Source organism: Streptomyces sp. NPDC006997 (assembly GCF_040635175.1).
GTDB lineage: Bacteria > Actinomycetota > Actinomycetes > Streptomycetales > Streptomycetaceae > Streptomyces.
The window spans coordinates 1-20,869 of the sequence record NZ_JBEYHH010000004.1 but is presented as its reverse complement, the minus strand read 5'-3'; the positions used below and the strand labels follow the sequence as shown (position 1 = coordinate 20,869).

Below are 20,869 nucleotides of genomic sequence, written 5' to 3'. Positions count from 1 at the left end.
TGATTCTATGATGAGCGTCATGGCACGCCAGGCAACCCGGACGCATCTGTCCCCGACTACCCGCGCATCCGCGGCCGACCCCGACGCCGGGGCGGGGAAGCCGACGCCCCCGCGCGCGTGGGTGACCCGCCTGCTCGTCGTCGGCATCGTGCTGGCCGCCATGAACCTGCGCCCCGCCATCACCAGCTTCGGCGCCCTCCTCGAAGAGGTCCGCGACGGGCTCGGCATGAGCGGCAGCGTGGCGGGCCTGCTCACCTCCGTGCCCACGCTCTGCTTCGCCGTCTTCGGCGTCATGGCACCGCGCCTCGCCCGCCGCTTCGGGCCCGGCGCGGTGGTCTGCGCGGGCATGGCCGCCATCGCCGCGGGCCTGCTCATACGGCCGTACACCGGCGGTACGGCCGGGTTCCTGGCCTTCAGCGCCCTCGCCCTGATGGGCATCGCCGTCAGCAACGTGCTGATGCCGGTCATCGTCAAGCGGTACTTCCCCGACCGGGTCGGCTCCATGACCGGCCTGTACTCCATGGCCCTCGCCCTCGGCACCTCCGTCGCCGCCGCCGCGACCGTGCCGGTGACGCGGTCGCTGGGCGGCGACTGGCGGTCGGGGCTCGCGGTGTGGGCGGGGCTGGCGGTGGCGGCCATGGTGCCGTGGCTGGCCTTCGTGCGGGACCGGGCCCCTGCCGGGCACGGCTCAGGGGGCGGTTCCGTCGCCGGTGCCGAGGGGCACGCGCGCGTGGGGCAGCCGTCCGCCGTGCGGATCACCCGCAGCCGTACCGCCTGGGCGCTCGCCGTCTTCTTCGGGCTCCAGGCCACCGCCGCCTACATCACGATGGGCTGGATGGCGCAGATCTTCCGGGACGCGGGCGTGCCCGCGGGCCGGGCGGGGCTGCTGCTCGCCCTCACCATGGTGATGGGCGTCCCGCTCTCCTTCGTCATCCCCAGGGTCGCCGCGCGCCTCTCCCACCAGGGGCCGATCGTCGTCGCCCTCGGCGTCAGCGGCCTCGCCGGGTACGCCGGGCTGTACCTCGCGCCCGCCGGGGGCGCCTGGCTGTGGGCGGTGCTGCTCGGCATCTCCAACTGCGCCTTCCCGCTGGCGCTGACCATGGTCGGGATGCGGGCGAGGACCGGCGCGGGCGTCGTCCAGCTGTCGGCCTTCGCGCAGAGCACCGGCTATCTGGTCTCGATCCCCGGGCCGCTCCTGGTGGGCGTGCTCTACCAGCACAGCGGGGGCTGGGGACTGCCGCTCGCCCTGATGACCTGCCTGATGGTCCCGCAGATCGCGGTGGGCGTCCTGGCGGGCCGCGACCGCACGGTGGAGGACGAGGCGGCGGGCCGCTGACCCCGGCGTCGGGCGGTCGGCGCCGGGTGCGAGACTTGCGGTATGCCAGTGCTCGACCCGAACCCCCGCGACGGCCAGAAGAAGATGCTGCTCGTCTTCGGCTCGTTCCTCGCCATCTTCGTGATCATCGCCGTCATCGCGTCCATCGCCGCGCCGTGAGCCTCTGGTCCCCGTGCGCCGTGAGCCCGCCTGCCGGGGGTGGGGCTAGCCCCCGCATCCCCTAGGGGGAAAGGCTCAGGGTCAAGTGGGTGGATCTCCGGATGGGTTGCGGGCCGCCGGGTCCGTAGATTCGAGATGTGCCGCGAGAGCGCGGATCACTCGAGGACAGCGGAGGCACCCATGTCGGCCCCCACGCACACCCGGCCACACCCGGCGCCCCGGGGCGGCGTCGACACCCGGCTGCCCTGGTGGGCGCTGGCCCTGCCGACGCTCGCCTTCATCACCCTGCTCGCGCTCATACTCAACCCGTCCGACGCCCAGGCGGCCAGCGCCGACCCGGCCTTCGCACACTTCATCGAGCGCGCTCAGCAGCTGATCCGCCAGTGACGAAGCCGCGTGTCAACTACCCGCGCCCGGTGGCGTGTTTCATGCGAAGCTGGAGTGCATGAGCGTCGCAGAACCCCGCAAGATCGTCCTCTTCCGACACGCGAAGGCCGACTGGCCGCAGGTGGACGACCATGAACGCCCACTCGCCGAGCGGGGCCGCATGGACGCGGCAGTCGCCGGACGCAAGCTGGCCGACTCCGACATCACCCTCGACCTGGCGCTGGTCTCCACCGCCGTGCGCACCCGCGAGACCTGGAAGCTGGCCGTCCACGAGCTGCTGCCCCACCGACCCAGGACCCACTACGAGGAGCGGGTCTACGAGGCGTCTCCCGGCGAGCTGATCGCCGTACTCAACGAAACCCCCGACGACGTTCAGAACGCCATCCTGGTCGGCCACAACCCCGGAATCCACGGCCTCGCCGACATCCTGGCGGGCAGTGCCGAGGGCGACGCCCGTGACCGGATGAAACGCCGGGGGTTCCCGGCCGCCGCCTTCGCCGTGCTGTCCTTCAGCGGCCCCTGGAAGGCCCTGGAGCCGGGCGTGGCGACCCTGCTCGACTACTGGGCCCCCTCCGCGTGACCTGACCCCGAACCCCCGGCGCCCTCAGAGCGCCGGGGGCTGGGTGATCTCCTCGTGCGCGTCCGCCGCCTCGACCTCTTCGCGGGTCACGCCCAGCAGGTAGAGCACGGTGTCGAGGAACGGCACGTTCACCGCCGTGTGCGCGGCCTCCCGCACCACCGGCTTGGCGTTGAAGGCGACCCCGAGCCCCGCCGCGTTCAGCATGTCCAGGTCATTGGCGCCGTCGCCGATGGCCACCGTCTGCGCCAGCGGCACACCCGCCTCGGTGGCGAACCGGCGTAGCAGCCGCGCCTTGCCCGCCCGGTCCACGATCTCGCCGGTGACCCGGCCGGTCAGCTTCCCGTCGACGATCTCCAAGGTGTTGGCCTGGGCGAAGTCCAGCCCGAGGCGGTCCTTGAGGTCGTCCGTGACCTGGGTGAAGCCGCCGGAGACCACGCCCACCTGGTAGCCGAGTCGCTTCAGCGTGCGGATCAGGGTGCGCGCGCCGGGCGTCAGCCGCACCTCGCCGCGCACCTTCTCCACCACCGAGGCGTCCAGCCCGGCGAGGAGCGCCACGCGCGCGTGCAGCGACTGCTCGAAGTCCAGCTCACCGCGCATCGCCGCAGCCGTCACCTCGGCGACCTCCGCCTCACACCCGGCGTGCGCGGCGAACAGCTCGATCACCTCGTCCTGGATGAGGGTCGAGTCCACGTCCATCACGATCAGGCGCTGGGCCCGCCGGTGCAGGCCCGCCGCGACCACCGCGACGTCCACCCCGAGCGCCGCCGCGTCCGTGACCAGGGTGGTGCGCAGCGGCCCGGTCTCCACCCCGGACACCGCGAACTCCACCGCCGTCACGGGGTATTTGGCGAGCCGGAAGATGCGGTCGATGTTGCCGCCGACCCGGGTGATCCGGGCGGCCACGGCGGCCGTCGCCTCCGCCGTCAGCGGATGCCCGAGCACCGTCACCAGGGAACGGCCGGACCCGCGCGGCCGGTTGTCGCCGTGGCCGGAGACTATCTCCGCCTCCATCTTCATCGACTCCGCCCAGCTGTGGACGGTCGACCGCAGATCGCCCTCCAGGCCGCGGGGCGGATGCGTCACCAGAGCGCACAGCACCATCCGGCCACGGGTGACGACCTGCTCGATGTCGACCACGTCGACGGAGAAGGCGGCGAGAGTGTCGAAGAGTCCGGCCGTGATGCCCGGCCGGTCCTTGCCGTAGATCTTGACAAGGAGGGTGGGGATATCAGAGGTCTGCGAAGCGCTCATGGTGGTTCCACCGTATCCGGCACCGAGTGCCTCCCGCCCCCGAGGTCCGCCCAGCGGACACCGAACAGTGGGTGTCCGGCAGCCGTCCCAAGCCTGTCACACGGGCGACGGCACCGCGTTCCCTCAGCTCGGCGGCCTTCCCGGCGGGGGAGGCGGTCCCTCCTCCGGTGAGGTCGCCGGCCGTCGCGGCGGCCTGCGGGGCGGTTCCAGGGGCCCGGTCACGGTCGGGGCGCCGTACACGTCGCCGCCCGACGGCGGGCGGGGCGCGTCCTCGGGCTCCCGCAACTCCTCCGGCAACCGCAGGTACGGGTTGGTCGCCGGGTTGGGCGGACGGTACGGCGTCCCGGGGGTGTAGGGCCCGGCTCCGCCCCCCTGGGGCGCGCCGCCCGTGCCCACGTCACCCCGTGCCAGCGGGGACGCCCACCGCCCCGCCGCCCCGCTCGCCCACGCCAGCAGCGCCCCGACCGCCCCCGCCCCCGCGCCCCACACCGCGCCGAGCGGCAGCGCCGTGCCGAGGTGCCCGCGCAGGTCGATCGCGGCGCCGAAGGCGTCGAAGCCGAGCACGGCGAGGGACGCGTCCACGGAGACCTCCGTGAGCCAGGCCAGCAGCGGCAGCGTCAGCGCGGTGACGCCCCCGAGCCGCAGCGCGCACCGCCCCGCGAACCCCACGGCGCCCACCCCGCCGACCGGCGCGACCGGCGTCCGGGCCGCCGTCAGCACCCCGGCGAGCAGCATCATTAGCGCCGCCGCGACGCCCAGCAGCCACACCCGGCTGTCCAGTTCCGCCAGCCCGCCCAGGGTGACGGGCCGGTCGCTGTCGACCAGCAGGTCGTCCAGCGGGTCGGGCAGGAACCGCGTCAGCGCCCCCGACGCCTCCCCGTCCCACGGCACGAACAGCCCCAGCGGCACCCCGAGCCACACCCCGTTCGGCGCGCCGAGCAGCGCCGCGCCCGCGACACGCCGGGGATGGTCGTCGCCGACCGCGGCGTACCCGGCCGCCGCGAGCCCCGCCGCCACCGCCACCAGCGCCACCGTGACCACCGCCGACACCGCGGGCCGTACCACCCGGTGCACCGCGCCCCAGCCGGGCGGCAGGGGAGTACGGCGTGAGGCGAGCAGCGCGATGAGCAGCACCCCGGCCGCCCAGCCCGCGCCGCCCAGCAGCGTCGGCGCCGTGTCCACGCTGAACCCGACCGCCGCCCTCGCGTCGACGAGGTCACCGAGCCGGTCGGGCAGCAGCCCGCCGATGTTCCCCACGTCCCCGAGCCCGGGGATGTCCACGCCCCCCGAGCCCGACCCGCCCGGCAGGTCGTCGAGCCCGAGCGAGCCGCCGTCGAGGGTGATGACGTCGTGCCCCGCCCAGACCAGCCCGCCCAGCACCGCGGTGAACAGGGCGACCACCGTGCCCGCGCGGGCGGCGAGTTCGGCGGGGGAGACCACAACTACGGCCGCCCGCAGGGACCGTAGGAAGAACCAGGACAAAAGGAGCGCGCCGACCAGGCTGACGCCGAGTGGCGTGATCTCGATGGCCGTCGTCGCCTGGGCGCTCTCCAGACCGAACGCGGAGACGTCGCCGGACGGGGTGACCGAACCGCCCGCCCCCAGCGCGACCACCGCCGCGGTCATCGGCCCGAGCGAGGCGGACGCGTCCGCCTCCAGCAGGTGCAGCCCGAGCGCCGCCGCCCCCGCCATCCCGATCAGCGCCCAGCTCACCGAGGCGACCGCGGACAGCAGGACGTCGACCCACGGCACTTTCCCGTCGGCACGGCTGGTACGGGTGTGCTGGACGTTCATGCAGACCCCCCGATCCGCGGCACGGCACCGCCGCCGCGCCTGTCCCCCTCGGGTGGGATTACCACTTTCCGAGCTGGTTTCAACCCCGCCGACCGGACCAATCGCACCGGGCGTACGCGCTCTTCACAAGGCCCGACTTTCGGTCAGGGGGCCGGTCCTGAAATAGTTCCCCCCGATGTTCGACATCCCTAGACTCCCTGTGATGGGGGTAACTCGGGGGACAACTCAGTGGGGCATGGAGTGCCGGAACTCGTACTGGAATCTAACGGACGGACGTGGACGCTCGATCCGTCCAGGTCCTACACGCTCGGACGCGATCCGCAGGGAGACGTCGTGTTCGACGACGCCAGGGTCTCCTGGCGACACGCCACGGTCGGTTTCAACGGCCGCGGTTGGGTCATCGAGGACCATGGCAGCACCAACGGCACGTTCGTGCAGGGCCAGCGGATCCATCAGCTGGAGATAGGGCCGGGCACGGCACTGCGCCTGGGCAACGCGACCGACGGACCGCAGGTCAGCCTGTCCGGTACCGCCGCGGCCGTCGCGCAGCCGCAGCAGCCGTACGCCGCCCAGGGCGTCCAGGGCGCGAACCCGGCCTGGGCCGGGCAGCAGGCGCCGCCGCAGCAGGTGCCCCAGCAGCAGCCGCCGCAGCAGCACGTGCCGCAGCAGCAGGGCTGGCAGCAGCCGCAGCAGGGCGCGCCGCACATCCCGCAGCAGCAGGGCCCCGGTGGTGCGGCGGGGGCACCACCGATGTACGGCGACCGCAGCCCGACCACGTTCCACCAGTTCTCGCTCGGCCGGGTCATGCGCATCGGCCGCGCGCTGGAGAACGACCTGGTCGTCTCCGACCTCCAGGTCTCCCGCAACCACGCGGAGTTCCACGCGACGCCCGACGGCCGCCTGGAGATCCGCGACCTGGGCTCGCACAACGGCACGTACGTCAACGGCCAGCCGATCGCCAAGGGCGGCTCGCAGCTGCTCGGCCCGACCGACATCGTCGGCGTCGGCCACTCGACGTTCCGTATCGTCGGCGACCGCCTGGAGGAGTTCGTCGACACCGGCGAGGTGTCCTTCTCCGCCCGCCACCTGACCGTCACGGTCGACGGCGGCAAGCAGATCCTGAAGGACGTCTCCTTCGGCGTCCCGGAGAAGTCGCTGATCGCGGTCATCGGCCCCTCGGGGTCCGGCAAGTCGACCCTGCTCAAGGCGCTCACGGGCTACCGCCCCGCCAACCAGGGCGAGGTCCTGTACGACAACCGGGACCTCTACAAGCAGTTCGCCGAGCTGCGCCAGCGCATCGGTCTGGTCCCGCAGGACGACATCCTGCACAAGGAACTGACCGTCAAGAAGGCCCTCACGTACGCGGCCAAGCTCCGCTTCCCGGCGGACACCACCGCCGCCGAGCGGGACGCCCGCATCGACGAGGTGCTGCGCGAGCTGAAGCTCGACATCCACCGCGACAAGCGGGTCACGTCCCTGTCGGGCGGCCAGCGCAAGCGCGTCTCCGTCGCCCTCGAACTGCTCACCAAGCCGTCGCTGATCTTCCTCGACGAGCCGACCTCGGGTCTGGACCCGGGCATGGACCGCGACGTCATGCAGCTGCTGCGCGGCCTCGCCGACGACGGCCGCACGGTCCTCGTCGTCACCCACTCCGTCGCCGAGCTGGCGCTGTGCGACAAGCTCCTGGTGATGGCGCCGGGCGGCGCGGTCGCCTACTTCGGCCCGCCCGAGGAGGCGCTGAACTTCTTCGGCTACGACAGCTGGGCCGACGTCTTCTCCGCCTTCGAGAACTACCGCGACTACGACTGGGCGGGCCGCTGGAAGGGCTCGCAGCACTACCAGATGTACGCCGCGGACATCGACGCCGTCGCGCCGCAGGCCGTACAGATGCCGCCGATGCAGGCGATCCGCCCGCCCAAGCCGCAGGGCTGGGGCTCGCAGCTGTGGACCCTGATCCGCCGCTACGTCTCCGTCATCGCCTCCGACAAGGGCTTCATGGCGCTGTCGGTGGCCCTGCCCGCCGTGCTCGGCGCGGTCAGCCTGCTCATCGACCCGGACAAGGGGCTGCTGCCCAACGGCGCCAACGCCCAGGGCCGGATCGTCCCGAACGGCACCGCCACCACCGTCCTGCTGATCCTCGCGGTCGGCGCCTGCTTCGCCGGGGCCGCCAACTCCGTACGAGAACTGATCAAGGAACGGGTCATCTACGAACGGGAACGCGCCACCGGCCTGTCCCGTTCCGCCTATCTGATGTCCAAGGTGATCGTGCTCGGCGCCATCACCATGATCCAGGGCGCGCTGATCGGCGCGATCGGGTTCGTCAGCCGGGAGATCCCCGAGAAGGGCCTCGTCCTCGGCGGGGCGGTGCTCGTCGAGCTGTCCCTGCCGATCATGATGCTGGGCTTCGCCTCGATGATGTTCGGCCTGGTCATCTCCGCGCTGGTGAAGACGGCCGAGAAGACCATGCCGCTGCTGGTGATGTTCGCCGTCGCGCAGTTGCCCTTCACCGGCTGTCTGCTCATCCTGAACGGCGCGATCGGCGTCAACCAGCTGTCGTACCTGTTCCCCTCGCGCTGGGCCGTCGCCGCCGCCGGGGCGACGCTCGACTTCAACAAGATCTTCCCCGACCAGGACGACCCGTCGAACACGGACCCGCTGTGGGAGCACTCCGTGGGCATCTGGGGCCTGAACATGGTCGCGCTGCTGGTGCTCGCCACCGTCTGCGGCGTCCTCGTGGCCCGCTTCCTGCGCCGCCACGAGCCGGAGGTCATGCGCAAGTAGCACCCCGACACGACTGCTACGACGCCGAAGGGCGGCACCCCGTCAGGAGGGTGCCGCCCTTCGGCCTACGCGAGGCTGAGGTCCGCGCGACCTCAGTACGCGCTGAACACGTTGTCGATGGAGCCGTACCGGTCGGCCGCGTAGTTGGCGGCGGCCGTGATGTTGGCGACCGGGTCGTAGATGTTCCACGACGTACCGGGCACGTGGTACGCCTGGAAGGTCGGCGGGATCACCTGGAGCAGGCCCTTGGACGGGACGCCGTTGACGGCGTTGATGTCCCAGTCGTTGATGGCCTTCGGGTTGCCGGACGACTCCCGCATGATGTTGCGGTGCAGCCCGTGGTAGCTGCCGGGTATGCCCTTGGACTCCATGATGTCCAGGGACTGCCGGATCCAGCCGTCGAGGGTGTTCGGGTACGTCTTCACGGCGGCCTTCTTGACCTGGGCGCGCTGCGCGGACCGGCTGGCGGCCTCCTTGGCCTGCCGGGCCAGCTCGGCCTTCCGCTGCGCGGCGGCCTTGGCAGCGGCCTTCCGCTTCGCCACCGCTTCGGCGGCGGCCTTCTTCGCGGCGGCCTTCCTGGCGGCGGCCTCGGCGGCGGCCTTCTGCCTGGCCTCGACCGCGCCCACCTTCAGGCTGGCGGTCGCGAGCTGGTCGGTGACGCTCGCCCGGACGTTCTCGACGCGCTCGGCGCCGAGCGCCACCGGGGCCGCGGCGGGGGCGGCCTCCGCGGTGGTGACCGTGCCCGCGTTGCTGGGGACCGCGGAGAGGGCGACCGCGGTGGCGCCGAGGACGGCGACACCGCCGATCGCGATCTTGTTGCGCTTGTTCAGGGCGCGACGGCGACCGCGGACGGACATGCTCTGGAGCTTCAAGGACGGACCTCTTCGAATAGCGCGGAGGTCGCTCGCTGACCAGCGGGGACACGGGCCCTGGCTGGCCCTGCCCGCACGAACGCCGCGGGCGGCAACCCGCGGCGCTGAGCGACGGCAGCCATTGTTAGCGGTCGCAAAAATCCGTGGCAAAGGTGTGACGTACGAAGCCCGGTAGTGGATCAACAATCGGCGAAACAGGACATAATTACCCAATGTCCCGCTTGAGGCGGGGCGTCGGCCTCCTATACGCCTTCGTACGTGATCTGCGCCCTATGCGCGGGCTCACACCAGCCGCCCGGCGCTCTCACCATGAGTTGCGTCAGCAACGCTCTGAGTGAGGGTCATTCGCTGGCAGGACGAGATGCACGTCCCCGAACTCGTGCCAGAGGTAGCGCCCGCGCAGCGCCTCCTCGTACCCGCGGTCGACCGCCGCCCGGCCCGCCACCGCCTCCAGCATCAGCAGGTGCGACGCCTCCGGCTCGTGCAGCCCCGTCAGCAGCCCGTCCACCACCCGCACCCCGCGCTCCGGCGTGACGACGAGGTCCGTCCACCCCGCCGCCGCCCGGACCACCCCGTCCGCGCCCGCCGCCGACTCCACCGCCCGCACCGCCGTCGTCCCCACCGCGACCACCCGTCCGCCACCCGCCCGCACGGCGTTGACCAGCCGCGCCGACGCCTCCGGCACCACGAAACGCTCCGGGTACGGCGGCTCGTGCGCCTCCGCCGACGCCACCCCGGTGTGCAGCGTCACCGGCGCGAACCGCACCCCCCGGCTCACCAGCTCCGTCACCAGCCGCGCCGTGAAGGGCCGCGCCGCGCTCGGCATCTCCGCGCTGCCCGCCCCCTCGGCGGACGGCAGCGCGAACACCGTCTGGTACGCCGACAGCGGCTGGTCCCGCGCGGTGTAGGAGTACCGGATCGGCCGCCCGTGCCCGCGCAGCAGCCCCGGCACGCCCGGCCCCGACACCCGCGCCCACCACAGCCGCCCACCCCGCGTGCTCAACGGCTCCTCCCACACCAGCCGCGCCCCCTCCGGCAGCCGCACCTCCATCCCCGCGGGCCCGCCCGCACGCGCGCGTGTCGTCCCCCGGCCGTCCGGCTCCCGCAACTCCACCGCCCACCGCCCGTCGTCCCCCAGGGTGGAGAAGTGCACCACCACGCGCGCGTGCCCGACCCACCCGTCCACCGCGGCGGCCAGCGTGACCGACGTGTTCACCACCAGCAGGTCCCCCGCCCGCAACAGCCCGGGCAGCTCCCGGAACGCGTGGTGCGACACCTCCGTACCCCGGGACACCAGCAGCCGTACGGCGTCCCGCTCCAGCCCCGGTCCGCGCTGCTCGGCGGGCACCCGCGCGGACAACTCCTCCGGCACCCTCAGCGCCAGCGTCACCGGACCCCCTCCAGCAGCGCCGACGCCGTGTGACGGCCGCTCGCCGGACGATCGTCCAGCAGCCGCAGGAACGCGGGCACCACACCCGCCGGGTCGGGCCGCGGAGCGTCGTCGTCCGGTACGGCCGCCGCGTACAGGTCGGTGGCCATGTCCCCGGGATCCACCGTCCACACCCGCACCCCGGGCTCCTCCACCCCGAGCACTGCCGCCAACTGGTCCAGGGCCGCCTTGGACGCCCCGTAGCCGCCCCACGTCCCGTACGCCTCGACCGCCGCGTCCGAGCTGACCGCGACCACCGCCCCCACCGCCGACCGGCGCAGCCACGGCAACGCCTCCTGGACCAGCCCCAGCGCCGCCACCACGTTCACCTCCAGCGCCCGCCGCAGCCCTTCCACCGGCAGCCCCGCCAGCGGCACCAGCGGCTCGGCGCCCAGCGCGCTCGCGTTGTGCACCAGCAGATCGACACCGCCCAGCTCCCCGGCCGCCGCCACCAGCCACGACCGGTGCCCCGCGTCCGTGACATCCCCGGCGACGGCCACCACCCGCACCCCGTACGCCTCCTCCAACGCCGCCGCCGTCCCCTCCAGCGCCCCGGCGCCCCTGGCGTCCAGCACCAGATCCCAGCCCCGCGCCGCCAGCGCCCCGGCGAGCGCCCGCCCGAGCCCCTTCGAAGCCCCCGTGATCACCGCTACCGGCATGACGTCGTTCCCCTTCACTCCCGGCACCGTCCCGTCGACGTGCCGACGCCCCTCAACCTAGGAACGCCCCCACCCGCCCCACCTCCGTCCCGAGCCCCGAACCACCCGCACCCTTCCGCCTACGCCCCAGGTCCGGGAGTTTCGCCACACGCCCTAGGCCCAGCGCCCTAGGCACCGGCCGTCCAGGGGCCGATCCCCGCTGTCACACCCCGCCGGTACCGTGAGGACATGAGTCACGGCCCCCGGTCCGGCCTCGCGGCGATCAGCTCGGCGCTGCTGGCCATGAGCAGGCACCTGGAGGTGCACGACGTCCTCAAGACGATCGTCGCCTCCGCCCGTGAGCTGCTCGACGCCCAATACGCGGCCCTCGGCGTCCCCGACGACCACGGCGGCTTCGCCCAGTTCGTCGTCGACGGCGTCAGCGACGAGCAGTGGAAGGCCATCGGCCCGCTCCCGCGCCAGCACGGCGTCCTCGCCGCGATGCTCCACAAGGCCAGGGCCGAACGCCTCCCCGACGTCCGCAAGGACCCCCGCTTCGAGGGCTGGCCCGCCGCCCACCCCGAGCTGGTCGACTTCCTCGGCCTGCCCATCCGCGACGGCGACGAGATCATCGGCGCGCTCTACCTGGCCAACAAGAACCGCGTGCCGGCGGACGGCGGCTGCGGCTTCACCCAGGACGACGAGGCACTCCTCGGCATCCTCGCCCAGCACGCCGCCATCGCCCTGACCAACGCCCGCCTCTACGAGCGCAGCCGCGAACTCACCATCGCCGAGGAACGCTCCCGCCTCGCCCACGAACTCCACGACGCCGTCAGCCAGAAACTGTTCTCCCTGCGCCTCACCGCCCAGGCCGCCGCCCGCCTCGTCGACCGCGACCCCGCCCGCGCCAAGGGCGAACTGCACCAGGTCGCCACCCTCGCCGCCGAAGCCAGCGACGAACTGCGCGCCGCCGTCGTCGAACTACGCCCCGCCGCCCTCGACGAGGACGGCCTGATCGCCACCCTGCGCACCCAGGCCCAGGTCCTGGACCGCGCCCACACCGCGCGCGTGACCTTCACCGCCCGCGGGGTGCGCGCCCTGCCCGCCGCGCAGGAGGAGGCCCTCCTGCGCGTCGCCCAGGAAGCCCTGCACAACGCCCTACGGCACTCCGGCGCCACCCACGTCGACGTGACCCTGGCCCGCCGCGGCGGCGGCGCCGTCCTGCGCGTCACCGACGACGGCGGCGGCTTCGACCCGCAGGCCGTCCGGCACGCGGGCCGCCACCTCGGCCTGGTCTCCATGCGGGACCGCGCCAGCGGTGCCGGCGGCAGGCTGACCGTGGAATCGGCGCCCGGCAAGGGCACCACGATCGAGATGGAGGTCCCCGGTGGCTGACCCGATCAAGGTCCTGCTCGTCGACGACCATCAGGTGGTCCGCCGGGGCCTGCGCACCTTCCTTGAAGTGCAGGACGACATCGAGGTCGTCGGCGAGGCCGCCGACGGCGCCGAGGGGGTCGACCTCACCGAGCGGCTCCACCCCGACGTCGTCCTCATGGACATCAAGATGCCGGGCATGGACGGTGTCGAGGCACTGCGCAAGCTCCGCGAGCTGAACCACACCGCGCGCGTGCTCATCGTCACCAGCTTCACCGAGCAGCGCACGGTCGTCCCCGCCCTGCGCGCGGGCGCCGCGGGGTACGTCTACAAGGACGTGGACCCCGACGCGCTCGCCGGTGCCATCCGTTCCGTGCACGCCGGTCACATCCTGCTCCAGCCGGAGGTCGCCACCGCCCTGCTGTCCCAGGAGGAGGCCGGCACCGGCCAGGGCAGGGGCGGCACCCTCACCGACCGCGAGCGCGAGGTGCTCGGCCTGATAGCCGACGGCCGCTCCAACCGCGAGATCGCCCGCGCCCTGATCCTCTCCGAGAAGACGGTCAAGACCCACGTCTCGAACATCCTGATGAAACTGGACCTCGCCGACCGCACCCAGGCCGCGCTGTGGGCCGTCCGCCACGGTGTGACAGGCTGACGAACACCGGGCTGAGATTCATACCGTCGTGGGAATGTCCCCCGGATGGCGCATCCTCCGTCACGCTCCGGCGTTCTCCAGGGTGTGCTGCGGCGCTCCCGCCGCGGCGATCGCACAGGAGGGCTCAAGAAGAGTGAAGAACCTGAAGAAGGCGGCGGCCGTGACGATGGTGGCCGGTGGTCTGATGGCCGCGGGCGCCGGGATGGCCGCCGCCAGCGACAGCTCGACGGCCCACGGCACGGCCGCGGGCTCCCCGGGCGTCGTCTCGGGCAACCTCGTCCAGGCCCCGGTGCACGTCCCGGTCAACGCGGTCGGCAACAGCGTCAACGTCATCGGCGTCCTGAACCCGGCCTTCGGCAACTTCGGCCTCAACCGCTAGCGCCCCGCCGTCGCCGCCCCAGCTGCGTCCACCCGTGCCGCTGGGGCGGCACGGGTGGACGCAGCGGCGCCCCGCAGCGCCGGGCCGCGCGACGCCCCCGCCCAGCACCAACGCCCAGCACACCGCACCGACCTCACCGCACCCCCCGCTCCCACTCCTCCACAACGGAGTTGTACGCCGCGACCCGAGCCCGCCGAGCCGTCCGCTCCACCGGCCGCAACGCCTCCGCCCGCGCCCCCATCTCCGACGCGCTCACCGCACCCCCGGTCACCGCACCCCCGTGCCCGTTCTCCGACGCGACAGCGACCAGCACCCCCACCCGCCGCGCCAGCTCCAGCACCCGCGCCGCCCGCCCCGGATACCCCGGCGCCAACACCTCCGCCTCCCGCTCGGCCCGCGCCCGGTACGCGTCGATCGCCGCCCCGGCCACCGGCCCCGACGCCGCCACGTCCAACCGCGACAACACCTCCGTCGCCTCCCGCAGCGCCTCCGCCAGCTCCCGCTCCGCCTCACCCAGCGACGGCACGTCCGCGGGCGGCGCCTCCCGCACCGCGAGACAGTGCCAGACCACCTCCACATGAACGTCCCCGGCGGGCCCCGCCTCCGTCACCTCCGGCACCAGCCCGAACCCGGCGCCGTGACAGATCACCGCTTCCTCCGCGTCCAGCGCCCGCGCGTTGAACTCCGGCGGACCACTCAGCCCCAGCGGATGCCCCGGCGCGGGCAGCGCGACCCGCAGCCCGCGCACCCCCAGCGCCCGCAGCCGCCCCAACGCCAGCGTGAGCCCCACCGGCCCCGACTCGCCGGGCAGCCCCACCATCCGGTGCACGGCGTCCTCACCCACGATGGCGAGCACGGCGTCATCCGGCGACACAAGTCCGGCAAGCAGGGCGTTTCCCCAGGAGGCGAGGCGTCCAGAACGAGGTTCAGAGAGCATGGACCCCAGCCTAAGTACCGGACCGATGGAATGGACCGACGGACCGGTGGCGTAGATTTCCTTGAGGACTGCGCCCACCGGCGCGGCGGACCGAGCCACAGGCGTACGCGACAGCCGAGACCGGCCACACTGCAAGGGGAGACAACGCGCTCATGAGCGATGTTCTGGAGCTTCAGGACGTATCCGTGGTCCGCGAGGGCCGGGCTCTGGTGGACCAGGTCTCCTGGTCGGTCAAGGAGGGCGAGCGCTGGGTCATCCTCGGCCCCAACGGCGCCGGCAAGACCACCCTCCTCAACGTCGCGTCCAGCTACCTCTACCCCAGCAAGGGCACCGCCACCATCCTCGGCGAGACCCTCGGCACCCCCGGCACCGACGTCTTCGAACTGCGCCCCCGCATCGGCGTCGCCGGCATCGCCATGGCCGACAAGCTCCCCAAGCGCCAGACCGTCCTCCAGACCGTGCTGACCGCGGCGTACGGCATGACCGCCGCCTGGCAGGAGGAGTACGAGGACATCGACGAGCAGCGCGCCCGCGCCTTCCTCGACCGCCTCGGCATGTCCGACTACCTCGACCGCAGGTTCGGCACCCTCTCAGAGGGCGAGCGCAAGCGCACCCTCATCGCCCGCGCCCTGATGACCGACCCGGAACTCCTCCTCCTCGACGAGCCCGCCGCCGGACTCGACCTCGGCGGCCGCGAGGACCTCGTACGCCGTCTCGGCCGCCTCGCCCGCGACCCGATCGCCCCCTCGATGCTGATGGTCACCCACCACGTCGAGGAGATCGCCCCCGGCTTCACCCACGTCCTGATGATCCGCCAGGGCAGGGTCCTCGCCGCGGGCCCGCTGGAGCTGGAACTGACCTCCCGCAACCTCTCCCTCTGCTTCGGCCTCCCGCTCGTCGTCGAGCAGGTCGGCGACCGCTGGACCGCGCAGGGCCTCCCCCTCTCCTGACCGGCGACTCTGCCGAACCCCCGCGCGGCGAACCCGTACGACCTCCGTGCGCCCTGTCCGCACAGGCACCCGCGGTCCTACCATGACCATGTGGAAATCGACGCGTGGGTATGGTGGTTGGTCGGCGCTACGGGCCTCGGCATCGCGCTGGTGGTCACCGCGATGCCCGAACTGGGCATGTTGGCGGTCGGCGCCGTCGCCGCCTCCGTGACCGCTGGCATCTTCGGCGGTGACGCCGTCTTCCAGGTCCTGGTCTTCGTCGCCGTGTCGACGGCCCTGCTCGCCGTCGTACGCCCCATCGCCAACCGGCACCGCGCCCAACGCCCCCGGTACGCCACGGGAGTCGACGCCCTCAAGGGCAGACAAGCGGTCGTCCTGGAACGCGTCGACGGCTCCGGCGGCCGTATCAAGCTCGCCGGTGAGGTCTGGTCCGCGCGCGCCCTCGACACCGGCCGTACCTTCGAAGTGGGCGAGGAAGTCGACGTCGTCGACATCGAAGGCGCCACCGCCATCGTCATGTGACCGAAGATCCCACACGGCACGCGACGGTCTGTCAGACTCGACCAGCAAGATCTTCGACAACCATAAGATCTGCAACCATAGGTCTGCCGAGAGCGCCGAGGCGGAGAAGGGTACGGGGAACAGACGATGGAACCGGTCATCATCGTCCTGATCATCCTGGTGGTGTTGGTCTTCATCGCCCTGATCAAGACGATCCAAGTCATCCCACAGGCTAGCGCCGCCATCGTCGAGCGCTTCGGCCGCTACACGCGGACACTGAACGCGGGCCTCAACATCGTCGTCCCGTTCATCGACACCATCCGCAACCGCATCGACCTGCGTGAACAGGTCGTGCCCTTCCCGCCGCAGCCGGTGATCACCCAGGACAACCTGGTCGTCAACATCGACACGGTCATCTACTACCAGGTCACCGACGCCCGCGCCGCGACCTACGAGGTCGCCAGCTACATCCAGGCGATCGAGCAGCTGACGGTCACCACCCTCCGCAACATCATCGGCGGCATGGACCTGGAGCGCACCCTCACCTCCCGCGAGGAGATCAACGCGGCCCTGCGCGGCGTCCTCGACGAGGCGACCGGCAAGTGGGGCATCCGCGTCAACCGCGTCGAGCTGAAGGCCATCGAGCCGCCCACCTCCATCCAGGACTCGATGGAGAAGCAGATGCGCGCCGACCGTGACAAGCGCGCCGCGATCCTCCAGGCCGAAGGTGTCCGCCAGTCGGAGATCCTGCGCGCCGAGGGTGAGAAGCAGTCCCAGATCCTGCGCGCCGAGGGTGAGGCCAAGGCCGCCGCACTGCGCGCCGAGGGCGAGGCCCAGGCCGTCCGCACGGTCTTCGAGGCCATCCACGCCGGGGACCCGGACCAGAAGCTCCTCAGCTACCAGTACCTCCAGATGCTCCCGAAGATCGCCGAGGGCGACGCCAACAAGCTCTGGATCGTCCCCAGCGAAATCGGCGACGCCCTCAAGGGCCTCTCCGGCGCCATGGGCAACTTCGCCCCGAACAACGGCGGTTCGACCCCCAAGGTCCCCGGCCAGCCCACGGAACGCCGCGAGAACCCGTCCATCGACTGAGAACGAGACGCCAGCCCCCGCGCCTCAGAGGGGGCGCGGGGAACTGCGTGACAAGCCACAACGCGCCCGCGCACGAAGACGAACCCGCGCCCCCGGCCGGGGAGGGGGCTACGCGGCCCGCCCCATCCACTCCGGCAACGCCTCAACATCCTCCAAGGCCAGCGCCAGCAACATCGCATCGGCGGGAGTGGGCTCGAACGGCTCCCGCAACAACGGCATACCCGCCTGCTCAGGCGTCCGGTCCGCCTTGCGGTGGTTGTCCTCCGCGCACGAGGCCACTGTGTTCAGCCAGGTGTCCCGTCCACCGTGCGACTTCGGCACCACGTGGTCCACGGTCGTCGCCCGCCGCCCGCAGTACGCGCACCGGTGCCGGTCCCGCACCAGCACACCCCGCCGCGACCACGGCGCCTGTCTTCGGAACGGCACCCGTACGTACCTGCACAGCCGGATCACCCGGGGCGCCGGTATGTCGACCGCCGCGCCACGCATCCGCAGTTCGGGGTGGGCCTGCTCGACGACGGCCTTGTCCTGGAGCACCAGAACGACGGCTCGGTTCAGCGTCACCGTCGACAACGGCTCGAAGCTCGCGTTCAGTACCAGCGTGTCCCGCATACCAGCCCACCTCCCGTGCGCACCGGCCCACCCCCTGGCGGGCTGGGATCAACTCTGGCCGGGCACGCCGAGATGGACAACGCAATATCCGCTGCTCCGCGGGGGGCGACCCCGCGCCCCCCGGCAACAAAATGCCCGCCTCTGATCACTTTCAAGACCAGAGGCGGGCAAACGCTCGGTGAATCCTCGGAACCGCTCAGCCCTCGGCGGGCACCTCGTACTCACCGATCAGCTGGGCACGCGCCAGCGTGTGGAACCGCAGGTTGAAACCGACGAAGGCGGGACTGGCGTCCGCGTCCGGACCGAGCTTCTCCCGGTCCACCGCGTACACGGTGAAGACGTACCGGTGCGGCCCGTCGCCCGGGGGCGGCGCGGCACCCCCGAAGTCCCTGGACCCGTAGTCGTTACGGGCCTGTACGGCGCCTTCCGGCAGCCCCTCGAACTTCCCGCTGCCCGCCCCCACGGGCAACTCCGTCACCGAGGCCGGGATGTCGAACACCACCCAGTGCCAGAACCCGCTCCCCGTCGGGGCGTCCGGGTCGTAGCAGGTCACGGCGAAGCTCCTGGTCTCCGGCGGGAACCCCTCCCACCGCAGCTGCGGCGAGGTGTTACCGGCCGCGTAGACCTGAGCGTCCTTGAGGGTCGCCCCCTCCTCGACGTCCTCACTCACGACCGTGAACGACGGCACGGGCGGATGGAAGTCGTGGGGGAGCGGTCGCCTCTTCAGCTCGGTCACCGGGATACCTCCAGATCGGTTGGTTCCGTGACTGGCGAGCCTAGAACCAGTTCCGCTTGCTGCCGACCTCGGACAGCCACTGGTTCAGGTACGCCGCCCAGTCGGTCGACTGGTAGTCGTGCAGCCCCACCTGGAACGACCGGAAGGTGTCGCTGCCCTCACTGAACAGCCCCGGCTTCTTGTCCATCTCCAGGACGACGTCCATGGCGTGCTCGTCGGCCACGAAGCTCAACTCGACCTGGTTCAGACCCCGGTACTGCTGCGGCGGGTAGAACTCGATCTCCTGGTAGAACGGCAGCTTCTGCCGCGTACCACGGATGTGACCGCGTTCCATGTCCGCGTTCTTGAAGCGGAAGCCGAGCTGGATGAACGCGTCCAGGATCGCCTTCTGCGCGGGCAGCGGGTGCACGTTGACCGGGTCCAGGTCACTGGAGTCCACGGCCCGCGCGATCGCCAGCTCCGTCGTCACACCGATGTCCATCCCGCGCAGCGCCTGACCGTCGATCATCGTGACCGGGGTCTCCCACGGGATCTCCAGACCGAACGGCACCGCATGCACGGCACCGGCCGCCAGCTCGAAGGCCCCACCCAGCCGCACCTTCGTGAACTCGATGTCCTGCTTGTACTCCGTGTCCTGGCCCTCGACCTCGACCCGGGCCTGGAGCCCGACGGACAGCCCCTCGATCTGCTGGTTCACGGACCCGCCCTGGATCCGCACCTCACCCTGGACGACACCACCCGGCACCACGTTGACCTCGGTGAGCACCGTCTCGACCGAGGCGCCACCGGCCCCCAGACTCGCGAGCAGCTTCTTGAACGCCATGTCTCTCCCTCTCCAGAGTCCCAAGAGTCCCTTGATCCCTACAAACGCGATCCGGCCGTGACCGGTTCCGCGCCTCACCCTGGCAAGGCGGAGGCCCGCTGACCACCCCGTGACACCGCCCGGCTCCACTACCCTCGGACGGCATGATCGCGACCCCCGACCGTACGCCCCTCCCCGGGACCTTCTTCGACCGGCCTGTCCTGGAGGTCGCCCCCGACCTCCTCGGCCGCACCCTGGTCCGCACCACCCCGGACGGTCCGATCGCCCTGCGCCTGACGGAGGTGGAGGCCTACGACGGCCAGAACGACCCCGGCTCCCACGCCTATCGGGGGCGTACGCCCCGCAACGACGTGATGTTCGGTCCGCCCGGGCACGTGTACGTCTACTCCGCCTACGGCAGGTCAAGGCGGTCAGCATGAACGTCGACCTCCTCGCCCATCCTGCTGAGGAGGTCGCCCCCAGGCTGCTCGGGAGCGTCCTCACCTGCAAGACCCCAGAGGGGACCGTGAGCATCGCCATCACGGAGACCGAGGCGTACTCGGGTACGGCTGACCCAGCCTCCCATGCCTACCGAGGTCGGACGCCCCGTAACGCCGCCATGTTCGGACCCGCAGGACACCTGTACGTCTACCGGTCCCACGGTCTCCACTGGTGCGCCAACATCGTCACCGGGACGGACGGCATCGCCTCGGCCGTCCTCATCCGGGCAGGCAGGGTCATCGAGGGGGAGGACCTTGCACGCAAGCGGAGAGGGGAGAAGGTCGAGAGCCCCCGCCTTGCCCGAGGTCCGGGGAACTTCTGCCAGGCACTCGGCATCACGGCGGAGCACGACGGCGCAGACCTGCTGACAGGTACCTCGGTCATGTTGTCCGAGGGCGAGTCGGTACCTGCCGCCCTCATCCAGGTTGGTCCTCGGGTAGGCGTGAGCAGGGCCCATGACTGGCAACACCGGTTCTACCTCGCCGGTGATCCGACGGTCTCGGCGTACCGACTGAGCCCGAGAGCCAAGCCGTCCGCCGGAGCCTGAGCCGCTGTGCACCTTGCTCACGGTCAGCCGGTGAGTCGGCGACTTGACTCGCCCCTGGAAGGTCCGTAACGTAGCCCGAGCCGCTGGAACGGGTACTGCCGGTAAGACAGCAGCCGGAGCGGCCAACCCACTACCTACGACACCCCCCCTGCGGGGTCGAATTCGTCGTGCCCGCACGCCCGAATTCGACAACTGCGGATCTCGATTATGAGTTGCCGGGGGAATCGGCTAACGTGGTGAATGTCGGAAGGCCGCAGGGCGAAAGCCCCAAAGCATGAGACAAACCCCGCTGACTGGGGGTCAGGTCAAGAAAAAGGTCTGATAGAGTCGGAAACGCAAGACCGAAGGGAAGCGCCCGGAGGAAAGCCCGAGAGGGTGAGTACAAAGGAAGCGACCGTTCCTTGAGAACTCAACAGCGTGCCAAAAGTCAACGCCAGATATGTTGATACCCCGTCTCCAGTATCTGCTGGGGCGAGGTTCCTTTGAAGAACAAACACAGCGAGGACGCTGTGTGCGAGGGGATCATTCCTCCTCTCGCACCGCTCTCGTGGTGTTG

General features: G+C 71.6%; 21 protein-coding genes and 1 pseudogene. 13 read left to right on the top strand and 9 right to left on the bottom strand.

The annotated features are described in order from the left end of the window. Positions 1–7 precede the first annotated feature (7 nt). The 4 genes from ABZ659_RS04760 (at position 8) to ABZ659_RS04745 (ending at position 2,462) form a co-directional block, all read left to right on the top strand. Positions 8–1,336, top strand: coding sequence for a CynX/NimT family MFS transporter (locus ABZ659_RS04760; RefSeq protein ID WP_360213462.1), 1,329 nt, complete (start codon positions 8–10; stop codon positions 1,334–1,336). 42 nt (positions 1,337–1,378) lie between these two features. Continuing rightward, positions 1,379–1,495, top strand: coding sequence for an SGM_5486 family transporter-associated protein (locus ABZ659_RS04755; protein ID WP_360213460.1), 117 nt, complete (start codon positions 1,379–1,381; stop codon positions 1,493–1,495). A gap of 180 nt (positions 1,496–1,675) precedes the next feature. After that, positions 1,676–1,882, top strand: coding sequence for a hypothetical protein (locus ABZ659_RS04750; protein WP_360213458.1), 207 nt, complete (start codon positions 1,676–1,678; stop codon positions 1,880–1,882). A gap of 58 nt (positions 1,883–1,940) precedes the next feature. Further along, positions 1,941–2,462: a histidine phosphatase family protein gene (locus ABZ659_RS04745; RefSeq protein ID WP_360213456.1), complete on the top strand. Its 522-nt coding sequence runs from the start codon at positions 1,941–1,943 to the stop codon at positions 2,460–2,462. A 24-nt stretch (positions 2,463–2,486) separates the two neighbouring features. On the opposite strand, the gene serB is transcribed toward ABZ659_RS04745, so the two are convergent. Both serB and ABZ659_RS04735 read right to left on the bottom strand, forming a co-directional pair. Further along, the gene (serB, locus tag ABZ659_RS04740; RefSeq protein ID WP_360213454.1) at positions 2,487–3,713 is read right to left on the bottom strand and encodes a phosphoserine phosphatase SerB; all 1,227 of its coding nucleotides are present in this window, start codon (positions 3,711–3,713) and stop codon (positions 2,487–2,489) included. Between the two features lie 123 nt (positions 3,714–3,836). After that, a complete protein-coding gene (locus ABZ659_RS04735) occupies positions 3,837–5,507 on the bottom strand; it encodes a streptophobe family protein (RefSeq protein WP_360213452.1) in 1,671 nt (556 codons plus the stop codon). Positions 5,508–5,735: 228 nt separating this feature from the next. Here ABZ659_RS04735 and ABZ659_RS04730 point away from each other — a divergent pair, with 228 nt between their 5' ends. Then, on the top strand, positions 5,736–8,288 hold the full coding sequence (locus ABZ659_RS04730; RefSeq protein ID WP_360213450.1) for an FHA domain-containing protein: 2,553 nt from the start codon (positions 5,736–5,738) through the stop codon (positions 8,286–8,288). Between the two features lie 92 nt (positions 8,289–8,380). Here ABZ659_RS04730 and ABZ659_RS04725 read toward each other — a convergent pair whose 3' ends face one another. From ABZ659_RS04725 to ABZ659_RS04715, 3 genes are all read right to left on the bottom strand, one after another. Continuing rightward, positions 8,381–9,145, bottom strand: coding sequence for a transglycosylase SLT domain-containing protein (locus ABZ659_RS04725; RefSeq protein ID WP_360213448.1), 765 nt, complete (start codon positions 9,143–9,145; stop codon positions 8,381–8,383). A 334-nt stretch (positions 9,146–9,479) separates the two neighbouring features. Next, positions 9,480–10,550: an S-adenosylmethionine:tRNA ribosyltransferase-isomerase gene (locus ABZ659_RS04720; RefSeq protein WP_360213446.1), complete on the bottom strand. Its 1,071-nt coding sequence runs from the start codon at positions 10,548–10,550 to the stop codon at positions 9,480–9,482. Beyond that, positions 10,547–11,248, bottom strand: coding sequence for an SDR family NAD(P)-dependent oxidoreductase (locus tag ABZ659_RS04715; RefSeq protein WP_360213444.1), 702 nt, complete (start codon positions 11,246–11,248; stop codon positions 10,547–10,549). The genes ABZ659_RS04720 and ABZ659_RS04715 overlap by 4 nt, the downstream gene beginning before the upstream one ends. Before the next feature lie 228 nt (positions 11,249–11,476). On the opposite strand from ABZ659_RS04715, the gene ABZ659_RS04710 reads away from it, so the two are divergent. From ABZ659_RS04710 to ABZ659_RS04700, 3 genes are all read left to right on the top strand, one after another. Further along, positions 11,477–12,622, top strand: a complete 1,146-nt coding sequence (locus ABZ659_RS04710; protein WP_360213442.1) for a GAF domain-containing sensor histidine kinase — start codon at positions 11,477–11,479, stop codon at positions 12,620–12,622. Beyond that, positions 12,615–13,256 carry a response regulator transcription factor gene (locus ABZ659_RS04705; protein WP_360213440.1) on the top strand — a complete coding sequence of 214 codons (642 nt, stop codon included), beginning with the start codon at positions 12,615–12,617 and terminating at the stop codon, positions 13,254–13,256. Before ABZ659_RS04710 ends, ABZ659_RS04705 begins: the two co-directional genes overlap by 8 nt. Before the next feature lie 133 nt (positions 13,257–13,389). Next, positions 13,390–13,635: a chaplin gene (locus tag ABZ659_RS04700; protein ID WP_360213438.1), complete on the top strand. Its 246-nt coding sequence runs from the start codon at positions 13,390–13,392 to the stop codon at positions 13,633–13,635. Positions 13,636–13,768: 133 nt separating this feature from the next. On the opposite strand, the gene ABZ659_RS04695 is transcribed toward ABZ659_RS04700, so the two are convergent. Continuing rightward, positions 13,769–14,572 carry a hypothetical protein gene (locus ABZ659_RS04695; RefSeq protein WP_360213436.1) on the bottom strand — a complete coding sequence of 268 codons (804 nt, stop codon included), beginning with the start codon at positions 14,570–14,572 and terminating at the stop codon, positions 13,769–13,771. Positions 14,573–14,724: 152 nt separating this feature from the next. Between ABZ659_RS04695 and ABZ659_RS04690 the strand changes: the two genes are divergently transcribed. From ABZ659_RS04690 to ABZ659_RS04680, 3 genes are all read left to right on the top strand, one after another. Further along, positions 14,725–15,522 (top strand): ABC transporter ATP-binding protein, encoded by a 798-nt coding sequence (locus ABZ659_RS04690; protein WP_360213434.1) that lies wholly within the window; start codon positions 14,725–14,727, stop codon positions 15,520–15,522. 90 nt (positions 15,523–15,612) lie between these two features. Further along, on the top strand, positions 15,613–16,044 hold the full coding sequence (locus tag ABZ659_RS04685; RefSeq protein WP_360213432.1) for an NfeD family protein: 432 nt from the start codon (positions 15,613–15,615) through the stop codon (positions 16,042–16,044). A 126-nt stretch (positions 16,045–16,170) separates the two neighbouring features. After that, positions 16,171–17,115: an SPFH domain-containing protein gene (locus tag ABZ659_RS04680; RefSeq protein ID WP_360213430.1), complete on the top strand. Its 945-nt coding sequence runs from the start codon at positions 16,171–16,173 to the stop codon at positions 17,113–17,115. A gap of 108 nt (positions 17,116–17,223) precedes the next feature. On the opposite strand, the gene ABZ659_RS04675 is transcribed toward ABZ659_RS04680, so the two are convergent. From ABZ659_RS04675 to ABZ659_RS04665, 3 genes are all read right to left on the bottom strand, one after another. Then, positions 17,224–17,727 (bottom strand): HNH endonuclease, encoded by a 504-nt coding sequence (locus ABZ659_RS04675; RefSeq protein WP_360213428.1) that lies wholly within the window; start codon positions 17,725–17,727, stop codon positions 17,224–17,226. 196 nt (positions 17,728–17,923) lie between these two features. Next, positions 17,924–18,463, bottom strand: coding sequence for a YbhB/YbcL family Raf kinase inhibitor-like protein (locus tag ABZ659_RS04670; protein WP_360213426.1), 540 nt, complete (start codon positions 18,461–18,463; stop codon positions 17,924–17,926). Positions 18,464–18,503: 40 nt separating this feature from the next. Further along, positions 18,504–19,286 (bottom strand): sporulation protein, encoded by a 783-nt coding sequence (locus ABZ659_RS04665; RefSeq protein ID WP_360213424.1) that lies wholly within the window; start codon positions 19,284–19,286, stop codon positions 18,504–18,506. A gap of 143 nt (positions 19,287–19,429) precedes the next feature. Between ABZ659_RS04665 and ABZ659_RS04660 the strand changes: the two are divergent. Both ABZ659_RS04660 and ABZ659_RS04655 read left to right on the top strand, forming a co-directional pair. After that, a pseudogene (locus ABZ659_RS04660) lies at positions 19,430–19,672 on the top strand (DNA-3-methyladenine glycosylase); the annotation flags it as partial. 29 nt (positions 19,673–19,701) lie between these two features. Further along, on the top strand, positions 19,702–20,313 hold the full coding sequence (locus ABZ659_RS04655) for a DNA-3-methyladenine glycosylase (protein WP_360213422.1): 612 nt from the start codon (positions 19,702–19,704) through the stop codon (positions 20,311–20,313). Positions 20,314–20,869 lie beyond the last annotated feature (556 nt).

What these genes read in the sequence shown, in the direction of transcription:
- ABZ659_RS04760 (WP_360213462.1), top strand. Translation starts at nt 8, where the DNA reads ATGATGAGCGTCATGGCACGCCAGGCAACCCGGACGCATCTGTCCCCG.
- ABZ659_RS04755 (WP_360213460.1), top strand. Translation starts at nt 1,379, where the DNA reads ATGCCAGTGCTCGACCCGAACCCCCGCGACGGCCAGAAGAAGATGCTG.
- ABZ659_RS04750 (WP_360213458.1), top strand. Translation starts at nt 1,676, where the DNA reads ATGTCGGCCCCCACGCACACCCGGCCACACCCGGCGCCCCGGGGCGGC.
- ABZ659_RS04745 (WP_360213456.1), top strand. Translation starts at nt 1,941, where the DNA reads ATGAGCGTCGCAGAACCCCGCAAGATCGTCCTCTTCCGACACGCGAAG.
- serB (WP_360213454.1), bottom strand. Translation starts at nt 3,713, where the DNA reads ATGAGCGCTTCGCAGACCTCTGATATCCCCACCCTCCTTGTCAAGATC.
- ABZ659_RS04735 (WP_360213452.1), bottom strand. Translation starts at nt 5,507, where the DNA reads ATGAACGTCCAGCACACCCGTACCAGCCGTGCCGACGGGAAAGTGCCG.
- ABZ659_RS04725 (WP_360213448.1), bottom strand. Translation starts at nt 9,145, where the DNA reads ATGTCCGTCCGCGGTCGCCGTCGCGCCCTGAACAAGCGCAACAAGATC.
- ABZ659_RS04715 (WP_360213444.1), bottom strand. Translation starts at nt 11,248, where the DNA reads ATGCCGGTAGCGGTGATCACGGGGGCTTCGAAGGGGCTCGGGCGGGCG.
- ABZ659_RS04710 (WP_360213442.1), top strand. Translation starts at nt 11,477, where the DNA reads ATGAGTCACGGCCCCCGGTCCGGCCTCGCGGCGATCAGCTCGGCGCTG.
- ABZ659_RS04695 (WP_360213436.1), bottom strand. Translation starts at nt 14,572, where the DNA reads ATGCTCTCTGAACCTCGTTCTGGACGCCTCGCCTCCTGGGGAAACGCC.
- ABZ659_RS04690 (WP_360213434.1), top strand. Translation starts at nt 14,725, where the DNA reads ATGAGCGATGTTCTGGAGCTTCAGGACGTATCCGTGGTCCGCGAGGGC.
- ABZ659_RS04680 (WP_360213430.1), top strand. Translation starts at nt 16,171, where the DNA reads ATGGAACCGGTCATCATCGTCCTGATCATCCTGGTGGTGTTGGTCTTC.
- ABZ659_RS04675 (WP_360213428.1), bottom strand. Translation starts at nt 17,727, where the DNA reads ATGCGGGACACGCTGGTACTGAACGCGAGCTTCGAGCCGTTGTCGACG.
- ABZ659_RS04665 (WP_360213424.1), bottom strand. Translation starts at nt 19,286, where the DNA reads ATGGCGTTCAAGAAGCTGCTCGCGAGTCTGGGGGCCGGTGGCGCCTCG.
- ABZ659_RS04655 (WP_360213422.1), top strand. Translation starts at nt 19,702, where the DNA reads ATGAACGTCGACCTCCTCGCCCATCCTGCTGAGGAGGTCGCCCCCAGG.